The organism is Streptomyces sp. G7(2002), assembly GCF_028870195.1.
Classification (GTDB): Bacteria; Actinomycetota; Actinomycetes; order Streptomycetales; family Streptomycetaceae; genus Streptomyces; species Streptomyces nigrescens.
Map to the genome: position 1 here is coordinate 847438 of NZ_CP102609.1, position 15083 is coordinate 862520.

The 15083-nt window shown below is 72.5% G+C and carries 1 protein-coding gene; it reads right to left on the bottom strand.

All coding sequences use genetic code 11. The features are described 5' to 3' along the window. Positions 1 to 104 precede the first annotated feature (104 nt). Positions 105 to 15059, bottom strand: a complete 14955-nt coding sequence (locus NUT86_RS03390; protein WP_274733301.1) for a type I polyketide synthase — start codon at positions 15057 to 15059, stop codon at positions 105 to 107. Positions 15060 to 15083: the final 24 nt, after the last annotated feature.

Below are 15083 nucleotides of genomic sequence, written 5' to 3' on the forward strand. Positions count from 1 at the left end.
GGCCACGGCTTGGGCCCGCCCGCTGAGGTGCTGCCGGACCGCACCGGCTCCGGCAGCGCCTCAGTGGGCGGCCGGAGCCGGTGTGCGGGCGGGCGGTCAGCCCGTCATGACCCGCCGAGTTCCTGCTCGATGAAGTCGAACAGCTCGTCGTCCGATGCCTGGTCCAGCCGGCTCTCCAGACCGGCGTCCGGGTCCTCGGAGAGGCTGTCGAGCCGGTCCATGAGTCCCTGCAGCCGACTGCGCAGCGAGGCCCTGGCGGCCGTGTCGCCCATGAGCCGCTCGGTCTGTGCCTCCCAGGCGTCGAGCGGGCCGGATGCGGGGTCCCCGTGGGCCGATCGCTGCTCCACCACCGGGCCCAGCCTGCCGAGCAGATGGTCGGCGAGGCCGCCCGGTTCCGGGTAGTCGAACAGCAGGGTCGCGGGCAGCCTGGTCCCGGTCACGGTGGTGAGACGGTTGCGCAGCTCGACGGCGGTCAACGAGTCGAAGCCCAGCTCCAGGAAGCCGCGCTCGGGGTCGATCGCGTCGGCCGAGGTATGGCCCAGCACCAGCGCGGCCTGCCCCAGGACGGCATCGAGCACCGCCTGGCGCCGGTCCCTCTCCGGCAGCGCGGCGAGGCGGGTGCCGAGCTGATCGGCTTCGGCGGAAGGCGCGGGGCCCGGCCGGCCGGCCGAAGGACGGGGCCGCGGACCGGCCAACGACCGCAGCAGCGGGGGCACTTCGCCGGACGCGGTCCGCAGCGCCGCCATATCGAGCCGGGCCGGGACGAGGAACGGCTCGCCCGTGGCGAGTGCGGCATCGAGCAGCGCCAGTGCCTGGTCCGACGGCATGGGGCGCACCCCGCCCCTGGCCATCCGGCGGAGGTCGGTCTCGTCCAGCTTGGTGGTCATCCCGCTGCGTTCGGCCCACAGGCCCCAGGCGAGGGAGACGGCGGGACGGCCCGCGGCCCGCCGGGTGTGGGCGAAGGCATCGAGGAACGCGTTGGCCGCCGCGTAGTTGCCCTGTCCGACCCCGCCGAAGGTCCCGGCGAGCGAGGAGAACAGGACGAACGCCGTCAGGTCGAGGTCGCGGGTCAGCTCGTCGAGGTGGAGTACGGCATCGGTCTTGGTCCGCAGCACGGTGTCCATACGGTCCGCGGTCAGGGAGCCGAGCACCCCGTCGTCGAGGACGCCCGCGGTGTGGATCACCGCGCTGAGCGGACGTTCGGCGGGTACGGAGGCGAGCAGCCGGGCGGTGTCGGCCCGGTCGGTGAGATCGCAGGCGGCGATGTCGACCTCGGCTCCCAATTCGCGCAGCTCCTTCTCCAGTTCGGGCATCCCCTCCGCCGTCCGCCCACGACGGCTGGCGAGCAGCAGACTGCGTACGCCATGAGCCGCCACCAGATGACGGGCGACGAGCCGGCCGAGCATGCCGCCGCCCCCGGTGATCAGCACCGTGCCGTCGGCGCCGAGGCCGCGGAACGGCTCGGCCGCCCGGGCCCGCACCAGACGCGGCACCCGGGCACCGCCCTCGCGCAGGGCGATCTCGGGTTCGCCGGTCGCCAGGGCAGCGGGCAGCGCGGCCGCTGACCGTGCCGTGCCGTCGTGGTCGAGCAGGGCGAAGCGGCCCGGGTTCTCGGCCTTGGCGGTGCGGATGAGGCCCCAGACGGCGGACTGCGCCAGTCCGGGAACCGCCGCGCCCGCCCGGTCCGCCACGGCGTTGCGGGTGCACAGGACCAGCCGCGAGGCGCTGAACCGCTCATCGCGGAGCCAGGCCTGTGCCAGGTCCAGTGCGTGGTGTACGGCCCGTCGGGTGGCCTCGGCTGGATCGCCCTCGGCCGGCAGACAGCCGATGAGGACCGTGGCGGGCACCTCGGCCCCGGCGTCGACGGCCGCGGTCAGCGCGGACAGATCCGGGTGCCGGGCGCTGTGGTCACCGGGGACCTGGGGTACCTCCGTGCCGATGACCGCATACGGCTCGGCCGGAAGTTCGCTCAGCGCCAGGTCCGCCCAGTCCATCCGGTACAGATCGGCCGGCTTCGGTCCGGCGGCGGCCAGCTGCGCGGGGTCGACCGGCCGCAGGACGCATGCCGGTATCGCGGCGAGCGGGGTGCCCGAGGCGTCCGCCAGCTGCACTCCATAGGTGTCGTCGGCCTGTCGGACGAGACGGACCCGCACGGTGTCCGGGCAGGCCGCGGCCGCCGCGGTGACCGCCCGGAAGCTGAAGGGCAGCACGGCCCGTTCGGTGTCGGGTGCGGCCAGGGCGACCGTGTGCAGCGCGGCGTCCAGCAGCGCCGGATGCAGCACGAAGCCGGTGTCGCGGTACTGCTCGGGCAGGGTGACCTCGGCGAACACTTCCTCGCCCCGGCGCCAGGCGGCGTGCAGACCGCGGAAGGCCGGTCCGTAGGCGAAGCCGTTCGCGGCGGTGCGCTCGTACAGGTCGGAGATGTCGACCGGGTCGGCACCCGGCGGGGGCCAGGCGGTGAGGTCGGCGGGCGTCCCGGTCCCGGGCCGGCCGTCGGCTGGCATCCCGGCCTCGGGCTGGCCGTCGGTGTGCGTCCCGGTCCCGGGCCGGCCGTCGGCGAGGGCGCCCTCGGCGTGCCGGGTCCAGGGCTGCTCCTCGTCGTCCGTGCCGGTCGCGGGGCGCGAGTGCACGGACAGCGGGCGACGGCCCGAGTCGTCCGCCTCCCCGACGGTGACCTGAAGCTGCACCGTGCCGTCCTCCGGGACCACCAGCGGGGCCTGCAGGGTGAGTTCCTCCACGTGGCCGGCGCCGGTCCGTGCGCAGGCCTGGAGCGCCAGTTCCACGAACCCGGTGCCGGGGAACAGCAGCGTGCCGTCCAGGGCGTGGTCGGCCAGCCACGGCTGACGCCCCGCCGAGAGCAGCCCGGTGTACAGGGCACCGCCGGAACCGGCGAGCGGCACCGCCGCACCGAGCAGCGGATGCCCGGCCGCCTCCAGCCCCACGGCAGAGACGTCGGCCGGGTCAGCGGCCTCCAGCCAGTACCGCTGCCGCTGGAACGGGTAGGTCGGCAGCGGCACCCGCCGGGCGCCCGAGGACGCGAAGCAGCGCTCCCAGTCCGGGCCGTGGCCCCGCAGATGCAGCTGGGCGAGGGCGGTGGTGAGCGACTCCGGTTCCTCGGTGTCCCGGCGCAGCAGCGCACCGAGGAAGATCCCGTCCGTCGTGGTCAGGCACTCGTCCGCCATGGCGGTCAGCACCCCGGACCCGAGGTCGAGAAGTGTCCGCGCGCCCAGCTCTTCCAGGGTGCGGGTCCCGTCGTGGAAGCGGACCGCCTGCCGTACGTGGCGCACCCAGTAGTCGGGGCTGCACAGCTCCTCGGCCGTGGCCGGGCGGCCCGTGACGTTCGAGACGACGGGTATGCCCGGCGGCTGGTAGCTCAACTCCGCTGCCACGGAGGCGAATTCGTCAAGCATCGCGTCCATGCGGGCCGAGTGGAAGGCATGGCTGACCCGCAGCCGCTTGGTCCGGTGTCCCGCGGCGGCCAGGTGCCCGGCGACCTCGGTGACGGCGTCCTCGTCGCCGCTCAGGACGGTGGCGGCCGGTCCGTTGACCGCGGCGACCGCGACCCTGCCCTCGTACGGTGCGAGCAGCGGCAGTACGTCCTCCTCCGCCGCATGGACGGACACCATGGCTCCGCCGGCGGGCAGCGCCTGCATCAGCCGGCCGCGGGCGGCGACCAGACGGCAGGCGTCCGCCAGGGAGAACACCCCGGCGACATGTGCGGCGGCCAGTTCACCGATCGAGTGGCCGAGCAGCAGGTCCGGGTGCACCCCGAAGCTTTCGAGCAGCCGGAACAGGGCGACTTCGAGGGCGAAAAGACCGGCCTGGGTGTAGACGGTCCGGTCGAGGAGGTCCGCCTCGGGTGTGCCGGGCCGGGCGAAGAGCACCTCGCGCAGGGGCCGGTCGAGGTGGCCGTCCAGGTGTGCGCAGACCGCGTCCAGGGCGTCGGCGAAGGCGTCATGGGTCGCGTAGAGGCTCCGTCCGGTCCCGGCGCGCTGCGATCCCTGCCCCGGGAAGAGGAAGGCCAGCTTTCCGGGGCGGGCGCGGCCCACAGCGACCCGTGGGTGCTCCCGGCCGTCGGCGAACACCCGGAGTGCCGCGGTCAGTTCACCGGTGTCCTGGCCGAGGAAGGCTGCCCGGTCCTCGAATCCGGTGCGCGAGGTGGCCAGGGACAGCGCGATATCGGCAGGGGTGAGCTCGGGGTTGCGGGCGAGGTGTTCCGCCAGCCGCCGGGCCTGGGCCCGCAGGGCCGGGGCACCCCGGGCGGACAGCAGCCAGGGGACTACGGCCGTCGGCGCGCCCGCGGTCTCCGGCTGAAGGCCCTGTGGGGTGACGTCGGACTCGACGACCACCAGCTCGGGCTCGGGCTCGGGCTCCTCCAGGATCACATGCGCGTTGGTCCCGCTGATGCCGAAGGCGGAGACACCGGCCCGGCGCGGACCGGCGCCCGGTGTCCACTCCTGCGGCTCGCCCAGCAGCCGCACGTTCCCCGCCGACCAGTCGATGTGCGGCGACGGCTGCGCGGCGTGGAGGGTGCGCGGCAGCACTCCGTGCCGCATCGCCTGCACCATTTTGATGACTCCGGCGACCCCGGCCGCGGCCTGGGTGTGGCCGATGTTCGACTTGACCGAGCCGAGCCACAACGGGCGTTCCGCGGGCCGTTCCTGGCCGTAGGTGGCGAGGAGCGCCTGCGCCTCGATCGGGTCGCCGAGCCGGGTGCCGGTCCCATGGGCCTCGACGGCGTCGATGTCGCCCGTGGACAGTCCCGCGTTGGCCAACGCCTGGCGGATGACGCGCTGCTGGGAGGGCCCGTTGGGCGCGGTCAGTCCGTTGGAGGCGCCGTCCTGGTTGACGGCCGTGCCCTTGACTACGGCCAGCACCGGGTGCCCGCGTCGGCGGGCCTCTGACAGCCGCTCCAGCAGGACGACTCCGACGCCCTCGGCCCACCCGGCGCCGTCGGCATCCGCCGAGAACGCCTTGCAGCGGCCGTCGGGAGCGAGTGCCCGCTGCCTGCTGAATTCGATGAAGGTCTGCGGGGTCGAGATCACCGTCACACCGGCGGCCAGCGCGAGCGTGCATTCCCCGGACCGCAGGGCCTGGGTCGCCAGATGCAGGGCGACCAGCGACGACGAACACGCCGTATCCACCGTGACGGCCGGTCCCTCCAGACCGAAGGTGTAGGCGATACGGCCGGAGGCGACACTGCTCGCGCTGCCCGTCGCCAGATGTCCCTCCATGCCCTCCGGAGCGGTGCGCACACGGGAGCCGTAGTCGTGGTAATTCGAACCGACGAAGACGCCGGCCGCCGTGCCACGGAGCAGCTCCGGGTCGATGCCCGCCCGTTCGATCGCCTCCCAGGAAGTCTCCAGGAGGAGCCGCTGCTGAGGGTCGATGGCGACCGCCTCACGCGGTGAGATCCCGAAGAACGCCGGGTCGAAGTGGTCGGCGTCGTAGAGGAACCCGCCGTCGCGGGCGTAGAACGTGCCCGGCTTGTCGGGGTCCGGGTCGTAGAGCCGCTCGATGTCCCAGCCGCGGTTGGTGGGGAAGCCCGAGACGGCGTCGGTGCCCTCGTCGACCAGCCGCCACAGCTCCTCGGGGGAGTCTGCCCGGCCCGGGTAGCGGCAGCTCATCCCGACGATGACGACGGGATCGTCGTCCACCGGAACGGCAGGTGCGGCCGGGGCCGCGCTCTCCGGCTCCGCGCCGAAGAGTCCGTCGTGGAGGAACGCCGTGAGCGCGGCCGCCGTCGGATGATCGAACACCAGGGTGACCGGCAGCCGCAGACCGGTCGCCTCGGCAAGCCGGTTGCGCAGCTCGACGGCGGTCAGCGAGTCATAGCCCAGCTCACGGAACGCCCGGTCGGCGGGGATCGCGTCGGGCCGGTCGTGGCCGAGGACGGCGGCGGCCGCGGCCCGTACGTCGTCCAGCAGCGCCGCACGCCGGTCCCCCGGCGCGAGATCCCGCAGCCGTACGACGAGCGGCGCGGCGTCACCGCGCACCGCGGACTCCTCGGTGCGGTCGCCGACCGACGCCTGGACCTCGGGCAGCTCACTCACCGCGGCAACCCGTCGGGCCGTGGCCCTGCGCCAGTCGACGTCCGCGACGACCAGGAACGTCTCGCCCTGGTCCAGGGCCGTCTGCAGGGCGGAGACCGCCAGGTCGGGATCCATCGGCGGCACTCCGTCACGGCGGAGCCGCTGCGCCAGTTCCTCTCCCACCAGACCGCCGCCGCCCCAGGCTCCCCAGGCGATCGACGTCGCGGGCAGTCCCTCGGCGCGGCGCTGCAGGGCGAGCGCGTCCAGACAGGCGTTCGCCGCCGCGTAGCTGCCCTGGCCGGGCCCGCCGAGCGTGCCCGCCATGGAGGAGAACAGGATGAACGCCGACAGGTCCAGGTGCCGGGTCGCCTCGTGGAGGACGAACGCGGCCCCCGCCTTCGGCTCCCACACGGTCTCGGCGCGGTCCGGGGTGAGCTGGTCGATCACCCCGTCGTCGAGGACTCCTGCCGTGTGCACCACCGCGGTCAGCGGCTGCTCCTCCGGCAGGCTCGCGAGGAGTGCCGTCACCGCCGCCCGGTCGCTGACATCACACGCCCGCACGGTTGCCCGCGCTCCGAGCGCGGCCAGCTCCTCGACGAGTGCGGCGGCGCCCGGCGCCTCAGTGCCCCTACGGCTGACGAGTACGAGATGCTCCGCGCCGTTGCGGGCGAGCCAGCGGGCGAGGTGCCCGCCCAACGCGCCCGTCCCACCGGTGACCAGGACGGTGCCACGCGGCCGCCAGCCCTCCCCGGCCGGCCGGTCCCCCGGGAGCGACCGCAGCATCCGGCGGGTGAAGACGCCGGACCCACGCAACGCCAGCTGGTCCTCGCCGGGGTTCTGCGCCAGCAGCGCGACCAGTCGTCGGCCGGCCCGGTCGTCCAACTCGCCCGGCAGGTCGATGAGTCCGCCCCACCGCTGCGGATATTCGAAGGCGGCGATCCGGCCCAGCCCCCACGCCATGGCCTGCACCGGGTGGTCGAGGGCATCGGCACGGTTCACCGACACCGCGCCACGGGTCGCACACCACAGCGGAGCGTCGATCCCGGCGTCACCGAGCGCCTGCAGCAGCGACGTCATCAGGACCAGCCCGGCCGGCAGGGTCTCCGTGGCGGCCCACGGCTGCTCGTCCAGAGCCACCAGGGAGAGCACCCCGGCGACCGGCCCGGCCGCCGTCCCGGCCTCGTCGCGCAGTCGGCCCGCCAGTCGTTCCCGGTCGCCGTCCTCCGCACCGACGGTCAGGGTCCTGATGTCCGCGGCGCCCGCTCGAAGTGCGCGGACGACCCCCTCGGCCACGGGGGCGTCCTGGTGGCCGTCGGGTAGGACGACCAGCCATGTACCGTCCAAGCTGGCGCGCTCGGGCTCCGGTTGGGGCCTCCAGACGATCCGGTAGCGCCACCCGTCGACCGTGCTCCGCTGCTGCCGCTGCTTGTGCCACAGCGAGAGCGCGGGAAGGACCTCACGCAGCGCACCGTCGTCGGACAGCCCGAGCGTCTCGGCGAGGGCGTCCGCGTCCTCGCGCTCGATGGTCTCCCAGAATCCGGCGTCGACGAGTCCCGAAGCGGCCGGCCCTGCTGCGGGCTTGTGCGATTCGAGCCAGTAGCGGCGGTGCTGGAAGGCGTACGTGGGCAGATCCACGAGCTGCGGACGATGCGCGGCAAACGCCGGGGACCAGTCCACGTCCACGCCGTGTACGAACAGCTCGCCGAGCGAGGTGTAGAGCCGCGACAGACCACCGTCGTCCCGGCGCAGCGTGCCCGTCACCACCGCCTCCACACCGGCAGCCTCGACGGTTTCCTGAAGCGGCATCGTCAGGACGGGGTGCGGGCTGACCTCCACGAAGACCCGATGATCCAGCGCAAGCAGCTCACGCACCGCGGGCTCCAGCCGCACCGTCTGCCGCAGATTGCGGAACCAGTACCCGGCGTCCATCTCCGCCGTGTCCAGCCACTCCCCCGTCACCGTCGAAAAGAACGGCACGGAAGAAGCCCGGGGCACGATGGGCGCCAGGACCTCCAGCAACTCCTCGCGGATCGACTCCACATGAGCCGAATGCGACGCGTAGTCCACCTCGATCCGACGCGCGCTGATCTCGCGCTCCTGGCAGCCCTCCATCAGCTCGTCCAGCGCATCTGCGTCACCGGAGACCACGACGGACGACGGGCCGTTGACCGCCGCGACCGAAACCCGACCGTCCCACGGCTCGATCAGCTCCGCGACCTCGGACGAGGGCACGGCCACGGACACCATCCCGCCATGCCCGGACAGCGCACGAATCGCCTTGCTGCGCAGGGCTACGACCCGCGCGCCATCCTCCAGAGTCAACGCTCCGGCGACGCATGCCGCGGCAATCTCCCCTTGGCTATGGCCGACGACAGCCGAAGGCTCCACACCATGGGCGCGCCAGACCTCCGCCAACGACACCATCACCGCCCACAACACCGGCTGCACCACATCCACCCGGTCCAGACCCGGCGCCCCCTCCACCCCACGCAACACACCACTCAACGACCAGTCGGTGAACGGCTCCAACGCCGCCCCACACTCCGCCAACCGCTCAGCGAACGCCGGCGAGGAATCAAACAACTCCACCGCCATACCCACCCACTGCGACCCCTGCCCCGGGAACACGAACACCGTCCTGCCCGGATCACTCACCGCAGCAGCTGGACTCAACTCCCCCAGTTTTGACGCCAGTTCGTCGATCTCCGATCCGACGACCACCGCCCGGTGCTCGAACGACGACCGCGACGCCACCAACGACCAACCCACATCAACCGGCGACAGACCAGACCCCGCCACCCGCGACACCAACCGCTCCGCCTGCCCCGCCAACGCACCCGCAGAACGACCCGACAGCACCCACGGCACCACCACCACACCCACACCCACACCCGACACCGGAGCACAGGCCTCTACATCAGCCGGCCCAGCACCTTCGGACTCCTCCGCCTGCTCGACGATCACATGCGCATTGGTCCCGCTCACACCGAAGGACGAGACACCGGCGCGGCGCGGACGGTCGTCCTCCACCGTCCACGGCCGGGCCTCGGTCAGCAGCTCCACCGCGCCCGACGGCCACTCCACGTGTGGCGACGGCTCATCGGCGTGGAGCGTCGCCGGCATCTCGCCGTGGCGTAGCGCCTGCACCATCTTCATGATCCCGGCCATGCCGGAGGCTGCCTGGCTGTGCCCGATGTTCGACTTGACCGAGCCGAGCCACAGCGGCCGGTCCGCCTCCCGCTCCTGCCCGTAGGTGGCCAGCAACGCCTGCGCCTCGATCGGATCGCCCAGCGACGTGCCCGTGCCGTGCGCCTCCACCGCATCCACCTCACCGGCCGACAGACCGGCATCGGCCAGGGCGGCCCGGATCACCCGCTGCTGGGAGAGGCCGTTGGGGGCGGTGAGGCCGTTGGAGGCACCGTCCTGGTTGATCGCCGTTCCGCGGACGACCGCCAGCACCGGGTGCCCGTTGCGGTGGGCGTCCGACAGGCGTTCCACCAGCAGCACGCCGACGCCCTCGGCCATGCCCATACCGTCGGCCGCCGCCGAGAACGGCTTGCACCGGCCGTCGCGCGCCAGCCCCCGCTGACGGCTGAAGCCCACGAGACCGATCGGTTCGCTCATCACCGCCGCGGCGCCGGCGATCGCCAGGGAGCATTCACCCGAGCGAAGCGCCTGTACGGCCAGATGCAGCGACACCAGCGAGGACGAACAGCCCGTGTCCAGCGTTATCGCGGGGCCTTCCAGTCCGAGCGTGTAGGAGATACGGCCGGAGGCGATGCTGGTCACCGTTCCGGTGATGAGGTGCCCCTCCAGCCCTTCCGGGGCCTCGCCGTTGCCGTATCCCTGGTAGGCGGCTCCGAAAAAGACGCCGGTCGGGGTGCCGCGCAGGGATCCGGGGTCGATGCCACCGCGCTCGATCGCCTCCCAGGAGGTCTCCAGGAGAAGCCGCTGCTGCGGGTCCATGGCGAGGGCCTCGCGCGGCGAGATCCCGAAGAACTCGGCGTCGAAGTCACCGGCTGCGTCGAGGAATCCGCCTTCGCGGACGTAGCAGGTACCGGTGCGGTCCGGGTCCGGGTCGTAGAGCCCATCGAGGTCCCAGCCTCGGTCGGCAGGGAACTCCGAGATGGCATCCGTCCGGTCCCGCACCAGCTGCCACAGGTCCTCGGGCGACCGTACGCCTCCCGGATAGCGGCAAGCCATGGACACGATCGCGATCGGGTCGTCGTCTGCGGGTGCGACGGGGGCCGCGGTGTCCGCGGTGTCCGCGGCGGCGGACGGTACGGACAGCGGGCCGCCGGCACCGACCAGGGTGGTCTCCAGATGCCCGGCGAGCGCCTTCACGTTCGGATGGTCGAAGACCACGGTGGCGGGGAGCTTCTGTCCGGTGGCTGTGTTGAGCCGGTTGCGCAGCTCGACCGCGGTGAGGGAGTCGAAGCCCAGTTCACGGAAGGCACGGCCCACCTCGACCTCGGACGTGTCCGCGTATCCGAGCACGGCCGCGACCTGCTTGCGTACGAGGTCGGAGAGCTGCCGCTCGCGTTCGGCGGGTACCAGCCCGGCGAGCTGGGAGCGGAGCACCTCGGAGGTGCTCTCGGCGGCGTCCGTGTTGACCTCGTCGGCCTCTAGTGCCCGCAGCACCTCGGGGATCTCGTGCAGCAGCGGGCGGCGGTGCGCGGCGGTGAAGACGGGGACGAAGCGTTCCCAGTCGATGTCCGCCACGGCGAGGAAGGTCTCATCGTGGTCGAGCGCCTGCTGGAGTCCCAGCACGGCCAGGAGCGCCGGCATGAACGGGATACCGCGCCAGCGCAGTTGCTCCTGAACGACATCGACGGCCATGCCGCCGCCCTCCGGGCTCCAGATGCCCCATGCGATCGAGGTACCCGTCAGACCGCGGGCGCGGCGGTGTGCCGCGAGCGCATCGACGTAGGCGTTCGATGCGGCGTAGGCACCGTGGTCTCCGCTGCCCCAGGTGCCGGCGACGGACGAGTAGAGCACGAAGGCGTCCAGTCCGTCGCGGTCGAACAGCGCGTCGAGGTTGCGGGCACCGAGCAGCTTGGCGCGAGCGCCCTCAGCGAACTCCTCCAGTGTGGTGTCGGCGAGCGGCACGAGCAGACCGACTCCGGCGGTGTGCACGACGGAGCGGATGGCCGGGCCGTCGGCCTCGACCTGGGTGACCAGCTCGGCCAGCGCGTCGGCGTCCGTCACATCGCAGGCGGCGATGGTGACTCGCGCCCCCAACTCGGCGAGTTCGTCGCGTAGTTCGGCCGCGCCCGGTGCGTCCGGGCCACGGCGGCTGGTCAGCACCAGATGCTCGGCGCCGTTACGGGCGAGCAGCCGGGCGGTGTGCGCACCGAGGCCTCCGGTACCGCCGGTGACCAGCGCGGTTCCACTGGTACGCCAGGGGGTGGCCGGCTCGCCGCCGTCCAGAGGGGCCCGGGTGAGCCGACGGCTGAGGAGCGCGGAGCCGCGGAGGGCGAGCTGATCCTCTTCCCCTCCCGCGGCGAGGACCCCGGACAGCAGGGCCGCCCCGTGGTCGTCCAGTGCGGCAGGCAGGTCGACGAGGCCGCCCCACAGCTTGGGGTGCTCCAGGGCGAACACCCGGGCCAGGCCCCAGACGGCTGCCTGGAGCGGATGCCGGACCTCGTCGTCGGTGAAACCGGTGGCGGCGGACTCGGTCGTGAGCAGCCACAGCGGAGCCTCCACGGCGGCGTCGAGCAGCGCCTGCATCAGGGCCACGGACTGGACCAGTCCCACGGTGACCTCGGGGTGCCCGGTCAGTGGCCGCTCGTCCAGGGCGAGGAAGGAGACAACGCCGCTGGGGGCACCGGTCGTGAGGGAGTCGCGCAGCTGGTCGGCCACGCCTTGGCGGTCGGTGGTCGAGTCCTCCAGGACGAGGAGCACGGTCTCGGCGCCGCTGTCCCCCATGCCCTGGAGAGTGGCCCGCACGAGGCCGTCGTCCAGGTGGCCGGCGGGCACGACGACGAGCCAGACGCCCTCCAACTTGCCCTGTTGCGACTCGGGTTGGGGCCGCCAAGCGATCCGGTAGCGCCAGCCGTCGACCGTGCTCCGCCGCTGCCGGCCCTGCCGCCACGACGACAACGCCGGCAACACCTCACGCAAAGCCCCCGGATCCGTCAGTCCCAACGTCGCCGCCAGACCCTCCAGATCCGCACGCTCCACCGACTCCCAGAACCGCGCATCCACCGGATCGACCGCACCGTCCACCGACGACTGACCCGACTCCAGCCAGTAATGCCGACGCTGGAACGCATACGTGGGCAGCTCGACGACCCCGGGCCGGGGAGCGGCGAACACTGGGGACCAGTCCACCCCCACGCCGTTCACATACAGCTCGGCGAGGGAGGTGTAGAGGCGCGACAGACCACCGTCATTGCGGCGCAGGGTCCCCGTCACCACGGCATCCGCACCCGCCGCCTCAGCGGTCTCCTGCACCGGCATCGTCAGCACCGGATGCGGACTGACCTCCACGAACACCCGATGATCCGACGCCAACAGCGCACGCACCGCGGGCTCCAGCCGCACCGTCTGCCGCAGATTCGTGAACCAGTACCCGGCGTCCATCTCCGCCGTGTCCAGCCACTCCCCCGTCACCGTCGAAAAGAACGGCACCTCGGGCGCCCTGGGCACCACCGGTGCCAGAACCTCAAGCAACTCCTCGCGGATCGACTCCACATGAGCCGAGTGCGAGGCGTAATCCACGTCGATGCGACGCGCACGAATCCCGCGCTCCCGGCACACATCCCTCAGCTCATCGAGCGCGTCCGCGTCACCGGAGACCACCACGGATGTCGGACCGTTGACCGCCGCAACCGAAACCCGACCGTCCCACGGCTCGATCAGCTCCGCGACCTCGGACGAGGACAGGGCCACGGACACCATCCCGCCACGGCCCGACAACGCACGGATCGCCTTGCTGCGCAGCGCCACGACCCGCGCGCCGTCCTCCAGAGTCAGCGCCCCGGCGACACAGGCCGCGGCGATCTCCCCCTGGCTGTGCCCCACCACCGCAGCAGGCTCCACACCATGAGCCCGCCACACCTCCGCCAACGAGACCATCACCGCCCACAACACCGGCTGCACCACATCGACCCGGTCCAGGCCCGGGGATCCCTCGGACGCACGCAGCACCTCGCGTAGCGACCAGTCGGTGAACGGCTCCAACGCCACCTCACACTCCGCCAACCGGGCCGCGAAGACCGGCGAGGAGTCCAACAACTCCACCGCCATCCCCACCCACTGCGACCCCTGCCCCGGAAAGACGAACACCACATCGGCGTCGCCCTCCAGGGCTCCCGCATCGCCCACCACCGCACCGGCGGGCGTCTCGCCCTCAGCCACGGCACGCAGTCCGGCGACCAGCGTGTCCTGGTCGGATCCCACCACCACGGCCCGGTGCTCCAGGGCCGTACGCGAAGCCACCAGCGCATGTCCCGTGTCCGCCGGCGACTGTCCGGTGGTATCCGCCCACGACGCCAGTCGGTCTGCCTGCGCACGCAAGGCCGTCGCGGAACGCCCGGAAACCACCCAGGGCAGCGCGGCGGGCGCCGCGTCCCGAGCGGGGGAGGCTGCGGTCTGTTCGTCGGCGGGTTCGGCGGGTTCGGCGGGTTCCTCCGCCGGCGCTTGTTCGAGCAGGACATGCGCGTTGGTGCCGCTGCCGCCGAATGACGACACACCGGCCCGCCGGGGCGCGTCCGTCTCGGGCCACGCCGTCTCGTCGGTGAGCAGACGGACGTTCCCCTTCGACCAGTCCACATGCGGTGACGGCATGTCGACATGGAGCGTCGCCGGCAGTACGCCATGGCGTATCGCCTGCACCATCTTCATCACTCCGGCGATGCCGGAGGCGGCTTGCGTATGCCCGATGTTGGACTTGAACGAGCCGAGCCAGAGCGGCCGGTCCTCGTCCCGGTCCTTGCCGTACGTGGCGAGCAAGGCCTGCGCCTCGATGGGATCGCCGAGCGTGGTGCCCGTACCGTGCGCCTCCACCGCGTCCACCTCGGTGGGCGACAGACCGGCATTGGCCAGCGCGGCCCGGATCACCCGCTGCTGCGAAGGCCCGTTCGGCGCGGTCAGGCCGTTCGACGCACCGTCCTGGTTGGTGGCGCTGCCGCGAATCACCGCCAGCACCGGATGGCCACTGCGGCGGGCCTCCGACAGGCGCTCCAGCAGCAGGACGCCGACACCTTCGCCCCACGCGGTGCCGTCGGCGGCCGCGGCGAACGGCTTGCACCGCCCGTCCCGCGCGAGCCCTCGCTGACGGCTGAACTCCACGAAGTTCCGTGCCGAGGACATCACGGTCGCTCCGCACGCGAGCGCCATCTCGCACTCTCCGTGCCGCAGCGCCTGGACGGCCAGGTGCAGGGCGACCAGCGAGGACGAGCACATGGTGTCGACGGTGACCGCCGGCCCCTCCAGGCCGAAGCTGTAGGCGAGCCGTCCGGAGAGGACGGCTGCCGATCCTCCGGTCAGCAGATGGCCCTCGACGCCCTCCGGGGTGGTGCTCCCGTCGGCGGAAGCGGCATAGCCCTGATTGCTCGACCCGACGAAGACACCGGCTTCGCTGCCGCGTACCGATGTCGGGTCGATGCCCGCACGCTCGAAGACCTCCCAGGAGGTCTCCAGGAGAAGCCGCTGCTGCGGGTCCATGGCGAGGGCCTCGCGCGGGGAGATCTCGAAGAATCCGGCGTCGAACTCCGGGGCGTCGTAGAGGAAGCCGCCCTGTCGGACATAGCTGCTGCCCGCCCGGTCGGGGTCCGGGTCGTAGAGCTTCTCCACGTCCCAGCCGCGATCGGTCGGCATGGGCCCGATGGCGTCGGTGCCTTCGGCCACCAGCCGCCACAGTTCTTCGGGGGAGCGCACTCCTCCCGGAAGGCGGCAGGCCATGGCGACGATCGCGATGGGATCGTGCTCCCGCGACTCCACCTCCTGCAGCCTGCGGCGGGTCTGCCGCAGGTCCGTGGTGACCCGCTTGAGGTAGTCGCGGAGCTTGTCCTCGTTGTCCATGTAGCGTCAGCCCTTCAAGAAACC